Origin of the sequence: Gordonia sp. L191, from assembly GCF_030077625.1 — a bacterium.
In the GTDB taxonomy this organism is placed as follows: Bacteria; Actinomycetota; Actinomycetes; order Mycobacteriales; family Mycobacteriaceae; genus Gordonia; species Gordonia polyisoprenivorans_A.
Genome location: NZ_CP125996.1, coordinates 4,161,277 through 4,180,366, shown reverse-complemented (window position 1 = coordinate 4,180,366; position 19,090 = coordinate 4,161,277). Strand labels below are relative to the sequence as shown.

15 protein-coding genes and 1 tRNA gene are annotated in these 19,090 nt (G+C 67.1%); 10 read left to right on the top strand and 6 right to left on the bottom strand.

Annotated elements, in window-relative coordinates:
• The first annotated feature begins 5 nt into the window (after positions 1-5).
• The 3 genes from QNM97_RS18880 to QNM97_RS18870 all read left to right on the top strand — a co-directional run bounded on the left by QNM97_RS18880 (position 6) and on the right by QNM97_RS18870 (position 2,971).
• Positions 6-77, top strand: a tRNA-Thr gene (locus QNM97_RS18880).
• A 123-nt stretch (positions 78-200) separates the two neighbouring features.
• Entirely contained in the window at positions 201-1,424 is a 1,224-nt protein-coding gene (locus QNM97_RS18875; RefSeq protein ID WP_283819816.1) for an arginine deiminase, read from the top strand.
• A 2-nt stretch (positions 1,425-1,426) separates the two neighbouring features.
• Positions 1,427-2,971: a carboxylesterase/lipase family protein gene (locus tag QNM97_RS18870; RefSeq protein WP_283819815.1), complete on the top strand. Its 1,545-nt coding sequence runs from the start codon at positions 1,427-1,429 to the stop codon at positions 2,969-2,971.
• Positions 2,972-3,551: 580 nt separating this feature from the next.
• Here the strand turns inward: QNM97_RS18870 and QNM97_RS18865 are convergent.
• Positions 3,552-4,841, bottom strand: coding sequence for an HNH endonuclease (locus QNM97_RS18865; RefSeq protein ID WP_283819814.1), 1,290 nt, complete (start codon positions 4,839-4,841; stop codon positions 3,552-3,554).
• Positions 4,842-5,250: 409 nt separating this feature from the next.
• Between QNM97_RS18865 and selD the strand changes: the two genes are divergently transcribed.
• Positions 5,251-6,249 carry a selenide, water dikinase SelD gene (gene selD, locus QNM97_RS18860; protein ID WP_283819813.1) on the top strand — a complete coding sequence of 333 codons (999 nt, stop codon included), beginning with the start codon at positions 5,251-5,253 and terminating at the stop codon, positions 6,247-6,249.
• 107 nt (positions 6,250-6,356) lie between these two features.
• Positions 6,357-7,520, top strand: a complete 1,164-nt coding sequence (locus tag QNM97_RS18855) for a GGDEF domain-containing protein (RefSeq protein ID WP_283819812.1) — start codon at positions 6,357-6,359, stop codon at positions 7,518-7,520.
• Here the strand turns inward: QNM97_RS18855 and nrfD are convergent.
• The 4 genes from nrfD to QNM97_RS18835 all read right to left on the bottom strand — a co-directional run bounded on the left by nrfD (position 7,504) and on the right by QNM97_RS18835 (position 13,859).
• Positions 7,504-8,613, bottom strand: a complete 1,110-nt coding sequence (gene nrfD, locus QNM97_RS18850; RefSeq protein WP_283819811.1) for an NrfD/PsrC family molybdoenzyme membrane anchor subunit — start codon at positions 8,611-8,613, stop codon at positions 7,504-7,506. The two genes, QNM97_RS18855 and nrfD, sit on opposite strands and share 17 nt — an antisense overlap.
• A 7-nt stretch (positions 8,614-8,620) precedes the next feature.
• Positions 8,621-9,670, bottom strand: a complete 1,050-nt coding sequence (locus tag QNM97_RS18845) for a 4Fe-4S dicluster domain-containing protein (RefSeq protein ID WP_283819810.1) — start codon at positions 9,668-9,670, stop codon at positions 8,621-8,623.
• Positions 9,671-12,991, bottom strand: coding sequence for a formate dehydrogenase (gene fdh / locus QNM97_RS18840; protein ID WP_283819809.1), 3,321 nt, complete (start codon positions 12,989-12,991; stop codon positions 9,671-9,673). It lies immediately after the preceding gene.
• Positions 12,992-13,124: 133 nt separating this feature from the next.
• Positions 13,125-13,859 (bottom strand): hypothetical protein, encoded by a 735-nt coding sequence (locus QNM97_RS18835; protein WP_208794368.1) that lies wholly within the window; start codon positions 13,857-13,859, stop codon positions 13,125-13,127.
• A gap of 374 nt (positions 13,860-14,233) precedes the next feature.
• On the opposite strand from QNM97_RS18835, the gene QNM97_RS18830 reads away from it, so the two are divergent.
• From QNM97_RS18830 to rlmB, 5 genes are read left to right on the top strand one after another with little or no spacing between them, the layout of a single operon-like run.
• Positions 14,234-14,722, top strand: coding sequence for a CarD family transcriptional regulator (locus tag QNM97_RS18830; protein WP_006372593.1), 489 nt, complete (start codon positions 14,234-14,236; stop codon positions 14,720-14,722).
• A gap of 12 nt (positions 14,723-14,734) precedes the next feature.
• Positions 14,735-15,463, top strand: a complete 729-nt coding sequence (ispD, locus tag QNM97_RS18825) for a 2-C-methyl-D-erythritol 4-phosphate cytidylyltransferase (protein ID WP_283819808.1) — start codon at positions 14,735-14,737, stop codon at positions 15,461-15,463.
• Complete coding sequence (ispF, locus tag QNM97_RS18820; protein WP_283819807.1) at positions 15,460-15,942, top strand: 2-C-methyl-D-erythritol 2,4-cyclodiphosphate synthase; 483 nt, start codon at positions 15,460-15,462, stop codon at positions 15,940-15,942. Before ispD ends, ispF begins: the two co-directional genes overlap by 4 nt.
• 11 nt (positions 15,943-15,953) lie before the next feature.
• Positions 15,954-17,348 carry a cysteine--tRNA ligase gene (gene cysS / locus QNM97_RS18815; protein ID WP_283819806.1) on the top strand — a complete coding sequence of 465 codons (1,395 nt, stop codon included), beginning with the start codon at positions 15,954-15,956 and terminating at the stop codon, positions 17,346-17,348.
• Complete coding sequence (gene rlmB / locus QNM97_RS18810) at positions 17,349-18,299, top strand: 23S rRNA (guanosine(2251)-2'-O)-methyltransferase RlmB (protein ID WP_208794374.1); 951 nt, start codon at positions 17,349-17,351, stop codon at positions 18,297-18,299. It begins immediately after the preceding gene.
• Positions 18,300-18,303: 4 nt separating this feature from the next.
• On the opposite strand, the gene QNM97_RS18805 is transcribed toward rlmB, so the two are convergent.
• Positions 18,304-19,089, bottom strand: a complete 786-nt coding sequence (locus tag QNM97_RS18805) for a LamB/YcsF family protein (protein WP_283819805.1) — start codon at positions 19,087-19,089, stop codon at positions 18,304-18,306.
• Position 19,090 lies beyond the last annotated feature (1 nt).

The following is a 19,090-nucleotide window of genomic DNA, read 5'->3' as shown; positions in this document are numbered from 1 at the left end:
AGCATGCCTCCTTAGCTCAGTGGTAGAGCACTCGCCTTGTAAGCGAGCGGTCGTCAGTTCAATCCTGACAGGGGGCTCGCCTGCAGACCGCGGCCCGTCCGGTGTGATTTCGGACGGGCCGTCGGTGTGGGTGGGTGCAGTGGATGTCGTCGAGTTGCCATCGTCCCGCGCCGGCCTGTGTGCGCGATTAGAGTTCGCGTATGACTTTCCACGTCGACTCCGAAGTGGGGACGCTCACCCAGGTCATCCTGCACAAGCCCGGGATCGAGTTGTTGCGTCTCACACCCGACAACGTCAAGGGACTGCTGTTCGACGACGTCATGTGGGCCGAGAAGGCGCAGGAGGAGCACGAGCAGTTCCAGCAGATCCTGCGCGATCTCGGGGTGACGGTGCATCTCTATCAGGACCTGCTGGCCGAGGCACTCGCCCAGGACGGTGCGCGCGACGAGTTGGCGGCCGAGCTGATCACCGAAACCCAGTTCGGGACCGAACTCGACGGACCACTGCAGGAGTTGCTCGACGAACGCACACCTGATCAGCTGGCCGAGTTGTTGATCGGCGGCATGCTCAAGCGAGAGGCGGCGCCACACCTCGGTGGCGTGTCGAGCCTGCTGCTCCACAGCCTCGACGACGACGGCTTCCTCCTCGCACCGCTGCCCAATCACCTTTTCCAGCGCGACAATTCGGCGTGGATCTATGCCGGGGTCAACCTCAACCCGATGGCCAAACCGGCACGGCAACGCGAGACCATCAACTCGCGGTTGATCTACAACTTCCATCCGATGTTCACCGCGGAGGAGTTCGCCTTCTACAACGGCAACGATCCGTTGCGGCATACACCGGCCACCATCGAGGGCGGTGACATTCTCGTCATCGGCAACCGCACGGTGATGATCGGCATGAGTGAACGCACCGCCCCGCAGGGCATCGAGGTACTCGCCGAAAACCTGTTCAAGTCGGGGGCCGTCGACAAGGTTATCGTCGTCGAACTCCCGATGGAGCGGGCGTTCATGCATCTCGACACCGCCATGACCCAGGTCGATCGCGACGCGTTCAGTGTCTACCCGTATCTGCCGGATACGTTGCGCTCCTACACTCTGGTCCCGCGAAATGATCAGGGACACTTCACCGTGACCGAGAACGCCGAGTTGTTCGCCGTGGTGGCCGAGGCGCTCGGGGTGGACACGTTGCGGGTTCTCAAGGCACCGATCGACCGGCTCGAGGCGGCCCGGGCGCAGTGGGACGACGGCAACAATTTCTTGACCGTGTCGCCGGGTGTCGTGGTCGGGTACGAGCGCAATGTCACGACCAACAAGTATCTGGGTGACAACGGTATTCAGGTCATCGCCATGTCGGGGTCGGAGCTCGGGCGTGGTCGAGGCGGGCCGCGGTGCATGTCCTGTCCGATCGAGCGTGAGGCCTGAGCATGAGTGACACACAGGGCGGCGGCGACTCTTCGGCTCCGGTGGTGGAGACCACCTCAGGCGCCTATCTCGGTGTTCGTGACCACTGGATTCACGTGTGGAAGGGCATCCGGTACGCCGCGCCGCCCGTGGGTGAGAATCGTTGGCGCCGTGCGCGTCCGGCGACTCCGCATACTGGGGTCGTCGACGCCGACCGGTTTGGTGCGGTATGCCCGCAGGCGCGTAATCCGGCGATCGGTCTGGGTAGTGATCCGGTGATGGACGAGGACTGTCTGTTCCTCAACGTGTGGGCCCCGGTGGCCGGCGCCGACTCACCGCGACCGGTGATCGTGTGGGTACATGGTGGCGCCTACGTTTTCGGGTCCGGCAGCCAACCGCTGTACGACGGCACCCGGATGGCCGCGCAGCGTGACGTCGTTGTGGTGACGATCAACTACCGCGTCGGCGCCTTCGGCTTCGCCGACATGGGGCCGGTGATCCACGGCGCGGAAACCAATGTCGCGTTGTCGGATGTGTTGGCCGCGTTGACGTGGGTGCGTGACAACATCTCCGGGTTCGGTGGCGACCCGGCGCAGGTGACGGTGGCCGGCGAGTCGGCTGGTGGTGGGATCGTCACCACGCTGCTCACGATCCCGGCCGCTCGCGGACTGTTCCATCGGGCGATCGCCCAGAGTTCACCGGCGACGGCGGTCGCCTCGGCGCAGCGTATGGGGATTGTCTCCGAGCGTATCGCCGCCGCGATTCCCGGCGATCTGCGCTCGGCGTCGTCGGCGCAGTTCGTCGACGCGCAGATGCAGGTCTTCGCCGAAGTGCCGCAAGAGAATCCGGGAATACTGGCCTTCACGGTCACAGTCGACGGGGATCTGGTTCCGCATCATCCGATCGACGTGTACCGGGCCGGTGAATCGATCCCGGTGCCGCTGCTGATCGGAACGAACCGCGACGAGTCCGCGCTGTTCCGTTACATGAAATCCCCGTTGATGCCGATCGATCTGCCGACGATCCGCACCATGTTCGAGCGGATCGCGCTCGAACAACCCGAACTCCATGTCCCCGATGAGCGCACAGTGCTTGCTGCGTATCCACGAAATGCCAAGGCTGCCGGGCTCGGGATTGCGCGTGACCTGGCTTTCCGGATGCCGACGCTGTGGGTGGCCGACGCGCACGCCGAGGTGGCGCCGGTGTACATGTACCGATTCGACTGGGCGCCAAGGATGTTCCGTGTACTGCGCCTCGGCGCCACGCACGGCACAGAGCTCAACTACACCTGGGGCAATCTGCCCGCCGGACGCAAGGACATCACCTACAAGCTGGGCGGACGGGCAACCGGTGAGAAGATTGCCGAACGCCTCCTCGGTCGTTGGGGATCGTTTGTGCGACAAGGTGTTCCCGACGTCCGGCTCGACTCGGGTCCGACGCCCTCGTGGCCCCGATATCGCAGCGACGATCGCCGTTCCCTGGTGATCGACGAGGACGATCGCGTCGTCCAAGGGCTCGACGACAACCTCCGCGACACCTGGGGCAACGACATCCTCGCCTTCCGTTGAGGTAGCGCTGTGAGCTGAATCCAGCTCTGGTGCAGACGGTCTCGAGGCTTGCCGCACGCGGCTCGCACCTCGACCATCGGGGGAAGGCGATGATTCGAAGGATGCTCCGCCCTTCCCACCCGGCGACTCTTCCCACCCGACGGTCCATCCCATCCCCGGTGGTCGAGGTGTCGAGGAGCGCCAGCGACGAGCCTCGAGACCTGTTGTGGTGAAAGGATTCCGGGGCACGGTGGTCCAGTTCCAGCGACCGCTCAGGCGGTCTCGAGGCTCGCCGCACGCGGCTCGCACCTCGACCATCGGAGGAAGACGACTCGCCGCGGAAGGATGTTGACGCATTCCCGCCCGACGGTCCATCCCATCCCGATGGCCGTCCCATCCGACGGTCCATCCCATCCCGGTGGTCGAGGTGCCGAGGAGCGCTAGCGACGAGCCTCGAGACCTCTTGTGCTGACGGGATTCCGGGCCACGGGCGGCACCACACCTCGACCATCGGGTGGGGATTTCACTATGGAGTTCTCAAACAACAGATGCGGTCCCGGCGATCCCGGGTGCGGGGATTCAGGTTGTGGGGCAGGGTAGGTCAGGCTGCGGTGTCGTCGAGTCGCATGGTGCGTCGGTGGTAGGACGGCACTGGTTGTCGTTTCGGGTCGATGCTGGCGGGTGGGATGAGCCAGGGGTGGCGGTCGAATCCGATGATGATGTCCCAGCCGTGGTGGTGGACGTCGTCGTGGCAGCTGGTGCAGAGGAGGCAGCCGTTGTCGAGGTCGGTGGGACCGCCATCGGCCCAGTGGTGCACGTGGTGTGCTTGGCAGCGTCCGGCGTGGGCACCGCATGTGATGCATCCGCGATCCCTGACGAGTAGTGCTTTGCGTTGTCCGGGGGTGAAGAAGCGTTCCTGGCGTCCGACGTCGAGGGGTACACCGTCAGTGTTGAGGGTGATCTTGGTGATGGTGGTGTCGCACGACAACATTTTCGCGGTCGCTTCGGTGATGGCTCCCATGTTCTGCAGGTCCCCACCGAGTGCGGGGTTGTCGGCTGACCAGGTCCACAACAGTCCGTTGGTCGGTTTGGCGGAGAAGGTTGTGTCGGCCAATCCTTGTGCCGCGAGTTCGACGATCGTTTCGAACGCGGCCGCGCAGATTTGTTCGGGCGTGCGGGGATCGGGGGACCCGTCGGGTTGAGGCTTGGGTGCCGACAGGGTTTCCATCAGAGTGCGGGTCTTTTCCCCGGCGATGATGTCGAGGTTCGCCGAGATTTCCAGCCGTCCGTCGTCGGTGATGCGGTCGGTGTAGGAGTTGATGTTCTTGTCCTCGGCGGCTGGTAACCCGCCAGGTGTGTCGGCCGCCAACTCGTTACCCAACTGTCGCGCGTAGAGGTTGATTTCGGCGGGGGTGAATCCGGCGAAGTAGTGGGACAGCAGTTTCTGCAGGTATTCACACCGGTGGACGGTGTTGAGGGGTTCGGGGGAGCGGGTGTCGATGTGCGCCAGTCCGCGGACGATGGCGTCGGTGTGTTCGGAGGAGATGGACCCGTCAGCGGCATGCGCCAACAACAGATCGACATCGGTGGTGGCCGAGATCCGCACGTACCGACCTGCGACCGAGGGTGCGAAGCCCATGCTGATCAACAACTCCCGAAGTCGGGTCGTCTTGTGATCGGCCACGCCCAGTCGGTCCAGTTCGCCGGCGAGGGTGGTGGCGTGGTGATCAACCAGGTTCCGCAACAACAGGACTTGTTTCATCGCACCGAAGGCTTGGGGTCCGGTCATGTCCGCGTTCCATTGCAGGTCGCTGAGTTGGGTGACGATGGCGGCGAAAACTTCCGCGGCGTCAACATCTTTGACGTCAAGAATTGTGGTGGTGTCGATCATGGGCCCCTCCCCGGTGGCTGATCGATGTGATGGGTCCAGTGTACCTCGCCGGGGTGCTCGATGCAAGGGGTGTTTTGGTGAATTCTGCTTGTGGACAACGTGTTTCGGCGCTGACGTTTTGTCGGTGGGGTGTGGTAGGGGTGCGACTTTCGTTTGTTTGTCCTCGATGTGGTTGGGCAGCTTGTCATCTCGCCAGGTCTCGAGGCTCGCCGCACGCGGCTCGCGCCTCGACCATCGAGGGGAAATGGTTCACGACCATCGCGGGGGAGAGGTTCTCGATCAACGGGGGGGGGAGGGTTCTCGACCATCGGGGGGAGGGTGCTTGATCAACGGGGAGGGCGGTTGCTCGTCGATCGGGGAGGTTTTGACCATCGGGAAGGTGCGTCGTGCATTGCCGTAGCATCGGGGCATGAGTGCGGTGGATGACATCGGGGCGTTGCGGCTGACGGGGTTCGCGCACGGCGGGGGGTGCGCGTGCAAGATTCCCCCGGGCGAGTTGGAGGCCGCGGTGGCCGGGCTGACCGGGCAGGTGGGGGAGAACATCCTGGTCGGTCTCGACGACGGCGATGACGCCGCTGCGGTTCGGGTACGTGACGATCTGGCCGTGCTGTCGACCGCCGATTTCTTCACTCCAGTTGTCGACGACGCGTTCACGTGGGGTGCGATAGCCGCCGCAAATGCGTTGTCGGACATCTACGCCATGGGCGGACGCCCCGTGGTGGCGATCAATCTCGTTGGCTGGCCCCGGGATACGTTGCCGATGGAGTTGCTGACGGAAGTGCTGCGGGGTGGTCTCGACGTGGCCGGGCGGGCGGGATGTCCGGTGATCGGCGGACACAGCATCGACGATCCCGAGCCCAAGTACGGGATGGCCGTGACCGGAACCGCGGACCCGGCCCGGCTGATCCGCAATGACGCCGCGGTGGCGGGACTGCCGATCACGCTGACCAAACCGATCGGCGTCGGTCTCCTCAACAATCGTCACAAGCAGACCGGTGAGGTATTCGAGGCTGCGATCGCGACGATGACCGCGCTCAACGACACCGCCTCGCAGGCGGCGCTCGCGGCCGGGGTGCGCGCCGGGACCGACGTGACCGGCTTCGGACTGCTCGGACACCTGCACAAGCTCGCGCGCGCATCGGGCGTGGGTGCCGTCATCGATCGTGCGGCGGTGCCCGCTGTCGACGGGGCACTCGAGGCACTGCGCGACGGATTCGTGTCCGGCGGTACCCGACGGAACCTCGACTGGGTGCGGCCGCATCTCGATGCGGCGGACACCGTCACCGACGACGATCTGCTGTTTCTCGCCGACGCACAAACCTCCGGCGGACTTCTGCTGATCGGTGAAGTGCCCGGCTTTCCGGTGATCGGTGAGACCGTGGCCGGTGCTGGAATCCACGTGCGCTGAGGCTCCGAGACTCTCCGATGCGGAGAAGGGGTCTTTGGACCCACGTGCTCGCGCCCGGTGCGTCGTACATTCGGTCCGCAGGTTTTTCGGCGGAAGCGAGTACCAGGATGGGCGAGTTGGACACGCCCACTTCGACGTTCACATCATGGTTTGTCGGTGATGGCGAAGTCGAGTGGGGATTGCCGTTCTGGGAGCGCATCGGCCACATGCGCCTCAAGCAGATCAGTTTCTCCCTCGGTACCCTGATCATGACGATCGCCGCGGCCGGCGGTGTGTTCAGCCCTGCCGGTGAATACAACGACGTGGTTCGTTCGCTGCTCGCGGTCGGGGTGGTTCTCGGGGCGACCTACGTCGTGCGTTGGTGGGTGTTGCCGCCACGCGGACGTACCGAGGCCGTGATGCTCGTGGCGGCCACCGACGTGATCGTGGCACTGGCCTGCATGAGTCATCCCGATCCCGCGTTGGGGCTCGCCGGCACCTCGGTGTTCCTCGTCGTCAGCATGCTGGCGGCGTTCTACTGCGCGCCGGCGGTCCACGCGTTGCACGCCGTCTTCGCGGCGATCGTCATGTGCGCGATCGTCATCCGGATGGCGGACGAGCCCGGACCCGGGCACCTGGCGTTGGCGGTGTCGAAAGGTGTTGCCCCGGTAGCTCTCGTCCTGTTCGTCCTCCCGATGGCTCAGTTCATGTTCTGGCGCCTGGGCAGCGACGCGATGGTGGCGCAACATGATCCGTTGACGCGCCTGGTCAATCGCCGTGGGCTGGCGCGGTTCGCCCCACGTCTGCAGAGCACCACCGGTCGGGTCACGATGATCATGATCGACGTCGACGAGTTCAAGCGGATCAACGACACCCGAGGCCATCAGCTCGGAGACCTGGTGTTGGTGCAGATCGCGAATCGGATCGCCGACGTCGCCGCACGCGCGGAGGTCGCGGGCCGGGCCACGATCGCCGCGCGGATCGGAGGCGAGGAGTTCGTCGTCGTCCTCGATGGCGACATCGACGACGGATGCCGGATCGCCGCCGACCTCTGCCGTGATGGCCACGCACATGCGACGCCGCCGGTGACCATCAGTGTCGGGGTGGCCGGTGCGCCCGCCGCGTCGTGGAATCTCCACGACCTCCTCCGCGAGGCGGATCTGGCCATGTACGAGGCGAAACGTCAGGGCGGCAATCGGTTCGTCTGCTCACCGCAGTACCCGAGTCGGCACCATCCCCACAGCGGGTCGCCGACGCCGAGCCTGACCCACGGTGTCAATAACCCGTGGTGATCGAATCGTCGGTGACACCGGCCGCCCGGCGGGCCGCCAGGCGGCGTTTCTGCGGAATGATGGTGTAGCGCGGATCCTTTGCCGATTCGATGCCCGCGTGGAAGACCCCGAAGCGGGTACAGGCCGACGCCGCCAGCAATGTTACCCCCGAGACCGCCGACACCGTGCGGGACCGGCCCGAGAACAGTGCGCCGACACCGCCGACGACGGCGAGCCGTTCCGCCCAGCGCATGAGCGTGCCCGCACGCCCGTGGTGAAGCGGCTCGGCCGCAACCGAATCCATACGACGCTCCATGAGCCGGGTCGCCGCCACATCACCGATGACGCCGGCAACGGCGAGACCGCGGGCCGGTGCCGCCTCGGCCACCGGCGTGGTGACCATGGCCAGTCCGCTCGCCGCCAGACTCGCCGAACCGACGAACACGAACGGCAGGTCGCGGTGCATCGCATTCCATGTGGGAGTGGCGGTGTCGCCCAACAGGACCGCGGTGTACACCGCGAGCAGCGGCCCGAACGCGCCACCGACGAGACCGGCGGGAGCCTCACCCAGCCGCAGCACCGTCCGCAACGGCCCCAACGGAAGTCGCTCTCCGGTCATCCGGTCCACCTCGGCGGCGGCGGCCACCCCGATGCCGCCCGAGAAGGCGGTGAGAATCCACGATCCGACGCTCATCGGAGAGGTGACCTTGAAGGTCCGCAACATGTTGTAGAACCGGTCCGGCCGACCCAGGTCGGCGACCAAGGCCACCGCACCCAGCCCCACCGCTGCCAGACCGCCCAGCCGGGCGTTGCGGCGCAACGCATCCCGCCCGGTCAGTTGGGCTCCTGCAGCCAGCACACCCGACCCGCCGCCGATGCCACCGAGGAACAGATACAGCGCGATCTCGTCGCCCCACGGCGGGGGTTTGACCACCGGATGGCCGTAATAGCCCTCGCCGGTGAGTTTCTCGAACTCGGCGTCGGGCACCATCGACATCTCACGCAACCCGTCGGTCCCGACCGTGCCGGGTCGTCGCCGCGTGACCCGATTGCGAATGCGGTCGCGGCGTCGTGGCGGCTCCGGCGGGCGCAGCGCGTCGTACTCGGAGGTCATCGGGTGCTCACCGCCCGCGCCCGGTGAGGAATGAGACCGCTGCGGCGGCAAGCATTCCTATGGCTGCGACCCCGGCACGCCGATACATGCTGGGCAGGTCGGCGGTGCACACCCGGGGGTCCGGCGGCAGCCCGTACACCTCGGGTTCGTCGAGCAGCAGGAACACCGACCCGGTGCCGCCGACGCCGTCGTTGGTGTTCGCCCCGTACAGCCGGGCCTCGGTCATGCCCTGTGCGTGCAGATGCGCCACGCGTTCATGCGCGGCGTCGACGAGGTCGTCGTGGTCGCCGAACTTGATGGAGGTGGTGGGGCAGGTCTTGGCGCAGGCCGGGGTCTCGTCGTCGACGAGACGGTCATAGCAGAGCGTGCACTTCTGTGCGACACCACGTTTGGGCACCGGGGGCTGCTCACCCTTGCGCTGGCCCTCGCGGGTGGTGGGTTCGACGGTGCCGTCCGAGCGGCGTTCGACGACCCCGAACGGGCAACCGGCAACACAGGTTCCGCATCCGTTGCACACGTCGTGTTGTACGACGACCGTCCCGAATTCGGTGCGGAACAACGCGCCGGTGGGGCAGACGTCCAGACATCCGGCATGCGTGCAGTGCTTGCACACATCCGACGACATCAGCCACCGGAACTCAGGGGTATCCGGTGGACTGACGTCGGCCTGTGCACCGGCGACCCCCTGCACCTCACCGACCTCCCGCGGGGTGTCGGTCGACGTCGGCGCCCCGGCCGCGCCCGGCAGCGTGGGCATCCCCAGATCGGTGAGTGCGCGGCCGGATTCACGTGCGGCACTGATCTGTTCGCGGTTCTGCTCGATGAAGGCGACGTGCCGCCAGGTACTCGCGCCGAGGGCGACGGTGTTGTCGTAGGACATCCCGGTCAACTCGAGATCACCGTCGCGCGGATTGCCGTTCCACTCCTTGCAGGCGACCTCACATGCCTTGCAGCCGATGCAGATCGAGGTATCGGTGAAGAAGCCCTTCCGCGGGCGTTCGCGATCGCCCCAGTGGGCGTCCGCGGTCGGGTCGGTCGGTCCGGACAATTGGCCCATCTAGTCAGACCTCCCTGGTTCGCCGGGTTCGGGGTACACCGTTTCCTGTGCCGGGTCGGTGATCCGGGTGTTGTCGGTCTCCACAGTGACCCCGGCGCGTTCCTGGTAGCGGCGTACGAGGTCGAGCAGCGCGGGACCTTGTGGGCGCCGGCCCGCGATCACGTCGCAGGAGGCCACCTTCGACTCCTGGATCTGCACATTGGGGTCGAGGGTGACGCCGAGGAGGTCGTTCACCGCGTCGCCGGTGACGACGGCGTCGCCGCCCTGACCCCAGTGATACGGCAGGCCCACCTGGTGCACCTCACGGCCGTTGATGCGCAGCGGCGTCATCCGATCGGTCACCAGCACCCGCGCCTCGATCGCCGAGCGGGGCGAGATGATCGTCGCCCACCCCTCGTTCACCAGTCCGCGCGCGGCCGCCAATTGCGGTGACACCTCACAGAACAATTCCGGTTGCAGCTCGGCCAGGAACGGCGACCATCGGCTCATCCCGCCGGCCGTGTGATGCTCGGTCAGTCGGTAGGTGGTGAACACGAATGGATAGACCTCGTCGCCCCGGTCACCGGCGCTCGGCGCACCCAGATTGTCCCTGCGCGCGAACGTGATCCGCGCCGGCGCCTGCTGTTGCGGATACAGGGCGTTGGCCACCGGCGACTCGTGCGGCTCGTAGTGTGCGGGCAGCGGTCCGTCGACGAGTCCCTTCGGGGCGAACAGCCATGCCTTGCCGTCGGATTGCATGATGAACGGGTCGTCGCCGGCCAGCCCCTCGGCACCGCCGAGGTCTGGATCGGGCCGCGCATCGGGCGCCTTGTCGACCGGGAAGTCGGGCACGTCGTCGCCGGTCCACCTGCGGGCCTGGGCATCCCACCAGATGTAGCGTTTGCGCTCGCTCCACGGCCGGCCGTCGGGGTCGGCGGAGGCGCGGTTGTAGAGGATGCGCCGATCGGCCGGCCACACCCAACCCCACTCGTGCTGGCTGACCGAATCACCGCCCTGCGGTACCCGACGCGCCGCCTGATTGGTGGCGTGCGCATATACACCGGTGTAGATCCAGCAACCACCCGCGGTCGATCCGTCGGCCGCCATCTGCGTGTACGACGTGAGGTTCTCGCCCGCATGCGGCCCGGAGGTGAAGTACCCGTTGATCTCCGAGAGCACCGCCTCCGGATCCGGGTTGCCGTGCTCGTCGAGCGGGTAGTCCCACGTCAGATCGAGCAGCGCACGGTCGCGTTCGTCGGTCGAGTCGGCCAGCCGTTCCCGGATACGCCGGCCGAGCTCGTAGAAGAAGTCCAACTCGCTCTGCGCCTGCCCAGGCGGCGATACGGCCTGGTGGCGCCACTGCACCATTCGCTGTGTCTGCGTGAAGGATCCGGCTTTCTCCACGTGGGTGGCCGCGGGCATGAAGAACACCTCGGTGCCGATGTCGGCGGTGCGTAGTTCACCCGAGGCGATCTCGGGTCCGTCGCGCCACCAGGTGGCCGACTCGATCATGTTGAGGTCGCGGACCACCATCCACTTCAGCTTCGACATCGCCATCCGCTGCTGGCGGCCGTTGGCCGACCCGACGGCCGGATTCTGCCCGAGCACGAAATAGCCCTCGACCTTGCCGGCGAGCATGTCGACGGTCGTCTGATAGGTCCCCGCGGGACCGGACAGACGTGGCAGGAGATCGTAGGCCCAGTCGTTCTCGGCGGTCGCCTTGTCACCGAACCAGGCCTTGAGCAAGCTGATCATGTAGGTGTCGGCGTAGGCCCAGAACCCCTTCTGCTGTGGGGAACCCACGGCGGCAAGGTAATCGGCGAGGGTGTCGTGCTTACCGACCGACGGCATCGGCAGGTAACCGGGCAACAGGTTGAACAGCGTCGGGATGTCGGTCGACCCCTGTATGCTGGCGTGCCCGCGCAACGCCATGATCCCGCTGCCCGGCCGACCGATGTTGCCCATCAACAACTGCAGGATCGCCGCGGTACGGATGAACTGCACCCCGAGGGTGTGCTGCGTCCAGCCGGTCGCGTACCCGAAGCAGGTAGTGCGGTCGCGTCCGGAGTTGTCGGCGATCGCCTCGGCGAGATAAGTGAAGTCGGCGATCGAGATACCGCACATGTCGCGCACCATCTCCGGGGTGTACCGGGCGAAGTGGCGTGTGAGGATCTGAAAGACGCTGCGCGGGTGGGTCAACGACTCGTCGCGGCGTACCCGCGCGTGCTCGAGGGGTGGGCCGCCCGAACCGTGTTCGTCGCCGGCGGCGCGAGCCGAGGCCGACGCCCCGTGCTCGTGGCCGTCGGGCGAGGCGACCTTGCCGTCGGACGGGTGGTCGTAGGCCCACGTCGTCGGATCGTAGGTACCGGTCTCGGGATCGAACCCGGAGAACAGACCGCCGAGATCCTCGGTGTCGCGGTAGTCCTCGGTCACCAGCGTCGCGGCGTTGGTGTAGGCCACCACGTACTCCCGGAAGTACCGCTCATGGGTGAGCATGTAGTTGATCAGCCCACCGAGCAGCACGACGTCGGAGCCCACACGGATCGAGATGTGCTTGTCGGCGTTGGCCGAGGTGCGGGTGAAGCGGGGATCGACGTGGATCACCCGAGCGCCACGCGTGCGTGCCTCGACCACCCACTGGAAGCCCACCGGGTGTGCCTCGGCCATGTTGCCGCCGATGAGCACGATGCAATCCGCATTGGCCATGTCCTGCAATGACTGGGTGGCGCCGCCGCGTCCGAACGAGGTCCCCAGACTGGGAACCGTGGCGGAGTGTCATATACGCGCCTGGTTCTCGATCTGGATGGCACCGGCCGCGGTGAAGAGCTTCTTGATCAGATAGTTCTCTTCGTTGTCCAGCGTCGCCCCGCCCAGCGAGGCGATACCCATCGTGCGGCGCAGTATCCGGCCCTGCTCGTCGGTGTCCTGCCACGTGCGTCGACGGGACTCGACGAAGCGGTCGGCGATCATGTCGATCGCGGTGTCGAGGTCGAGGTCGGTCCAGTCCGTGGCATACGGCGCCCGATAGCGAATCGTGGTCTGCCGCATCGGATTGTTGACCAGTTGCTCACTCGACGCGCCCTTGGGGCACAGCCGTCCGCGCGAGATGGGGGAGTCGGGGTCACCTTCGATCTGGATGACCCGGCCGTCCTTCACATAGACCTTCTGCCCACATCCGACAGCGCAGAACGGGCAGACACTTTGCACGACCTCATCGGCGTCGGCGGTGCGCGGTGTCAGGTCGCGCGTCTGCGCCGACTGCACGGCCGGACCCCGGCCGAACCTGTCGCCGGTGCGCAACTGGCGGAACACCGGCCACCCCAGTGGGCGGAAGGAGGGCACGAAGGCGAGTCTAGACCGTCGGCGTCGACGTCCGCGCACGCCCGCGGAAAAGACTGCGGGCCGCACCCTCGAAAGGGTGCGGCCCGCGAATCTGTCTGCGCCTCTTGCCCGGCGCTCTCGCCCGGGACGAGCGTCAGTGCCCGCCTTCGCCCTCGGCCTCATGGCCGCCGCGCGGCTCATCGACCCGGGTTTCCAGGGTGGTCGCGTCGACCGCGGCATCGGCCTTGATGGTGCCGGCGTCGACCCAGTTGCCGTTGTCGTCCTGCACCTGGAAGTAGAAGGTGAGTTCGGTGGTCAGTCCCGGCGCGACCGCCTTGCCGGCGCCGTCGAGTTCGGCCATCATCGCCGACTCACCGAGCAGCACGGAGGTCGGCCGGGCTGCGCTGGTCGTGGTCGCGCTGGACTCGGTGCTGCCGGCCTCCGCAGTGGTCGATGCCGTGCTGCTCTGCGACTCGTCGGAGGCGCTCGGCTCCGAGCCGTCCGGCAGGACGTTTGCCGGGTTGCCCGCGCGCACTGCCTGTCCGGGCGCGATGGTCGGCTCGCCGGTGATGGTGACCGTCGCCGAGGACGGTGCACCCTGCTGGGACACGGCGATCTTCGTCAGCTTGTAGGTCTTGGTGGGGCTGCTGTTGGCGATGGTGAACGACACCTCGAACGGCCCGCCCTTGTCGAACACGGTGTCGGCCTGATCGGCCGGGTAGACCACCTGGAGGTTGCGGATCTCGACCTTGTCCCAGGTCGCGGTGGCCTCGCCACCGTTGACCCCGGGCATCATGTTGGAGGTCTGCGCGATCTGTCCCGCACCACAACCGGTGGTGCCCAGCGCAATGGCGACGCCCGCAGCCGCGATGGCGGTCGCCGACGCCAAGCGTCGTGCAGTCGAAGGTCGTCGCCGAAGTCGAGTTGGCACGGACACCCGTTCCTCCCAGGTAGTCGAACGCATAAACGCAGTGAACGAACGCTGCACTACGCAGCGTAGTGGGCGCGCGTCACAAAATCCCGGCGGGGTGCCAGATTGGCCCGTGTCGCGTCGAGGTCGCCGACGGAGCGGACCCGGACAGCGGGCGCGAGTGTGGCTGTGGATGCCGCGCTTGCGCAGAGGCGACACGCTTGCTAAAGGGTGGTGCCTCACCTGCCCAAACGCCGAGGCCGAGCACCCATCATGGCCTTGACCTGCACCGTTGTCTGGGCCGTCTGGGGCGCCCGTGTTAGACTGGCCATACTCGAAAGGGGCACGGAACATTGAATTTCAAAGTTGGCGACACCGTTGTCTATCCCCATCACGGTGCTGCTCGGGTCGAAGACATCGTGATTCGGACCATCAAGGGCGAACAGATCGAATACCTGGTTCTCAAGGTTGCCGATGGTGACATGACCGTCCAGATTCCCTCATCCAAGCTCGAGTACGTCGGCGTGCGTGATGTTGTCGGCGAGGAGGGGCTCGATCAGGTTTTCCAGGTTTTGCGCGCCCCGCACACCGAGGAGCCCACCAACTGGGCTCGCCGGTTCAAGGCCAACCAAGAAAAGCTCATCTCCGGCGACATCATCAAGGTCGCCGAGATCGTCCGCGACCTGTGGCGTCGTGAACAGGACCGTGGACTGTCGGCAGGCGAGAAGCGCATGCTGACCCGCGCTCGTCGCGTCCTCGTCGACGAGCTCTCGCTTGCTCAGAACACCGACGACGAGAAGGCCACGAGCATTCTCGACGAGGTTCTCGCCGCGGCGTCGTAGACGTCGTCTGCTGTGACCGCAACACCCGGGTCGGCGTCGGCGGCCCAGGACGACCGTGTGAACTCGCAGGTCTGCGTGATCATTCCGGCCGCCGGTTCGGGAACTCGGCTCGGTGAGTCGATTCCCAAGGCTTTTGTGGATCTCCATGGGCGCACCATTCTCGAACGGTGTGTTGATCAGGTTCTCGATCTCGATGCTCATGTGGTGGTTGTCGTGCCCGCCGACCTCGTCGGTCGGGCACGATTGCTTTTGCCGCCGCACGTCGAGGTGGTCGCCGGAGGTGCGCATCGTTCCACCTCGGTGCGTGCCGGACTCGCCGCGGCCGGTGACGCCGGGATCATCCTGGTGCACGACGCCGCTCGTCCACTCACCCCGGCCGGCGTATTCCGTCGGGTCATCGACGCGATCCGTGCCGGACATCGCGCCGTGATCCCCGGGATTCCGGTGGCCGACACGCTCAAACAGATCGAGCAGCTCGACACCGATCTCGCACGGGTCACCACGACGGTCGATCGAGATCTGCTTCGCGCGATCCAAACCCCGCAGGGCTTCACCCGCGAGGCGCTCGTCGCCGCACATGCCGACGACGAGGGCCTGGCCACCGACGACGCCGGTCTGGCCGAACGCATCGGCATCCCGGTCCACGTCGTCGAGGGCCATCCGATGGCCATGAAGATCACCACCCCCTGGGACCTACGGGTCATCCGTCAGATCCTGGACTCCGGAGAGGTCGTGACATGAGGGTCGGAATCGGCTCCGATGCCCATCGCGTCGAGTCGGGCGCGCCGTGCTGGATGGTCGGGCTACACTTCCCCGACGACGCCGGCTGTGAGGGCCACTCCGACGGTGACGTCGGCGCCCACGCATTGTGCGATGCGGTCCTCTCGGCGGCCGGGCTCGGCGACGTCGGATCGGTGTTCGGGACGGGCCGCCCCGAATGGGAGGGTGTGTCCGGCGTGCAGATGCTCACCCATGTCGCCGACCTGGTGTCGCAGGCGGGGTTGCGCGTCGTCAACGGTGCCGTGCAGGTCATCGGCAACCGCCCCAAGATCGGCCCGCGCCGCGCCGAGGCGCAAGAGGTGCTCTCGGCCGCGCTCGGCGCACCGGTGTCGGTGTCGGCGACCACCACCGACGGGCTCGGCATGACCGGACGGGGCGAGGGAATCGCCGCGGTGGCCACGGCGCTGGTCGACGACGGTTCGGCTCGCGCCGCCGGGTAGAATCGCACGTCGTGACCCTGCGCCTGTATGACACCGCCACCCGGGAGGTACGCGACTTCGTGCCCCTGCACACCGGGCATGTGTCGATCTACCTGTGTGGCGCCACCGTTCAGGGAGTTCCGCACATCGGACACGTCCGCAGCGGCATCGCCTTCGACATCCTGCGCCGCTGGTTGCTGCATCGCGGCGACGACGTGCTGTTCGTCCGCAACGTGACCGACATCGAGGACAAGATCCTGCGCAAGGCTGCCGAGGCCGGCCGGCCGTGGTGGGAGTGGGCGGCCACTCACGAGCGCGAATTCTCCGCGGCCTATGACGCGCTCGGCGTGCTGCCGCCGTCGGGGGAGCCGCGCGCCACCGGATTCGTCACCCAGATGGTCACCTACATGGAGCGACTCATCGAACGCGGTCACGCCTACGCCGCCGACGGCAACGTCTATTTCGACGTGCGCAGCCTGCCCGATTATGGTGCGCTCTCGGGTCACAAACTCGACGATGTCCATCAGGGTGAGAGCGCGGGCACCGGCAAACGCGATCCGCGCGATTTCACGCTGTGGAAGGCGGCCAAACCCGACGAGCCGTCCTGGCCCACCCCGTGGGGTGCGGGGCGTCCGGGCTGGCACCTCGAGTGCTCGGCAATGGCCACCTCGCTGCTCGGTGCGGAGTTCGACATCCACTGCGGTGGAATGGATCTCATCTTTCCCCACCACGAGAACGAGATCGCGCAGGCACACGGCGCCGGCGACCCGTTCGCCCGGTACTGGCTGCACAACGGCTGGGTGACCATGGGCGGGGAGAAGATGAGCAAGTCGTTGGGCAACGTGGTGTCGATCCCGGCGATGCTCGCGCGCATGCGGCCGGTGGAATTGCGCTACTACCTCGGTAGCGCGCACTACCGCTCGATGTTGGAATACTCCGACGGCGCCCTGACCGAGGTGGCCGCGGGCTATCGACGCGTCGAATCCTTTGTCGAGCGCGTACATTCGCGGGTGGCCGAGGTCGGTGTGGGTGAGGTGCCCGCCGAGTTCGCGGCCGCCCTCGACGACGATCTGGGTGTGCCGGCGGCGCTGGCCGTCGTGCACAACACCGTGCGCCAGGGCAACACCGCCCTCGAAGGCGGCGACGGGCCCGGGGCCTTGGCCGCGGCATCGGCGGTGCGGGCCATGACGGGCATCCTGGGTGTCGATCCGCTGGACCCGCACTGGCATTCCGATGCCGCCGACGACTCGGCGGCCACGTCGGCACTCGACGTGCTCGTGCAGGCCGAACTGGCCCGACGGTCGCAGGCGCGCGCCGACAAGGACTGGGCCACCGCCGACGCGGTACGGGATCGACTGGCGCAGGCCGGTATCGAGGTGACCGACACCCCCGACGGGGCACAATGGAGCTTGAAAGGCCGGGAGTAGATGGCGGGCAACTCGAAACGCAAAGGCGCCGTACGCAAGGACGGCAGCAAGAAGGGGCAGACCGTCGGCTCCGGCGGTCAGCGACGCCGCGGACTCGAAGGGCGTGGGGCCACCCCGAAAGCCGTGGACCGTCCGTACCATCCGGCGCACAAGCGTGCCAAGGCCGCCGCGAAAACCACTGCGGGACGACCGAGGTCGCGCAAGGACGACGGACCCGAGTACGTCCTGGGTCGCAACCCCGTCGTCGAGTGCCTGCGTGCCGACGTGCCGGCGACCGCCCTGTACGTCGTCACCGGCAGTGATCCCGACGACCGGGTCGCCGAGGCGGTCAAGCTGGCCGCCGACCGCGCCATCTCGATCCTCGAGGTGGGCAAGGGTGAGCTGGATCGGTTGTCGGCCAACGGTATGCACCAGGGCATCGCCCTGCAGGTCCCCGAATACAGCTACGTCCACCCCGACGATCTGATGCGCGATGCCCTCGACAGCGGCACCCCGCCACTGCTGGTGGCGCTCGACAACATCACCGACCCCCGCAACCTGGGTGCGGTCATCCGATCCGTCGCCGCCTTCGGCGGCCACGGGGTGCTCATCCCGCAGCGGCGCAGCGCCTCGGTGACCGCGGTGGCGTGGCGGACCTCGGCGGGTGCGGCGGCCCGGCTGCCCGTCGCGCAGGCGCCGAATCTGACTCGTACGCTCAAGGATTGGGCGCAGTCGGGTGCGCAGCTCGTCGGTCTCGACGCGGAGGGGGACGTGACGCTCGACGCCTACGACGGCACCGGGCCCACCGTCATCGTCGTCGGTTCCGAGGGCAAGGGACTGTCGCGGCTGGTGCGCGAGACCTGCGACTCGATCCTGTCCATCCCGATGGCCGGCGACGTCGAGAGCCTCAACGCGTCGGTGGCCGCGGGCGTCGTGCTCGCCGAATTCGCACGGCAGCGGCGCCTGACGTAACGCGCTATGACCCGGCGCTGACCCGAATCCCGGCCAGCCGCAACGCTTCCCGCACCTCGCGGGCATGTCCGACGGCGCCGGGGGTGTCGCCGTGCAGACAGATCGACTCGGCGTCGACGCGCAGCACCGAACCATCGACGGCCACCACGGTGCCCTCGGACACGAGCCGTACGACGCGCTGCGCGATCTCGCCACTGTCGGTGAGCACGGCGCCCGGTTCGGTGCGCGGTACCAGGGTGGCGTCGGGGGTGTAGGCTCGGTCGGCGAACGCCTCGGCGATGACGGGGAGCCCCGCGTCGCGGGCGCGGTGCAGGACAGGCGATCCTGCGAGACCCATCAACGGCAGGGTGGCGCCGAGCTCACGCAACGCGTCGATGACGGCGTCGGCCTGCCGGGTGTGGTGCACGATCGAGTTATACAGCGCCCCATGGGGTTTGACGTAGGTGACCTCGACCCCGACGGATCTCGCGAGCCCTTGCAGTGCGCCGATCTGGTAGAGGATGTCGGCGGTGAGCTCCGCCGGGGCGATGTCCATGAAGCGCCGCCCGAATCCGGAGCGGTCGGGGTAGGAGACCTGCGCACCGACGCGCACCCCGGACACCGCGGCCCCGCGGCACGTCGCGCGCAGCTCGGCGGGGGTGCCCGCGTGGAAGCCGCAGGCGACGTTGGCGCTGGTCACGATCGCCAGCATCGCCTCGTCGTCGCCGACGCCCTCGCCGAGGTCGGCGTTGAGGTCGACCGACCGCCCGACCTCTTGCCCGGCGGCCACATGCGCAGTGTTCGACGTCACT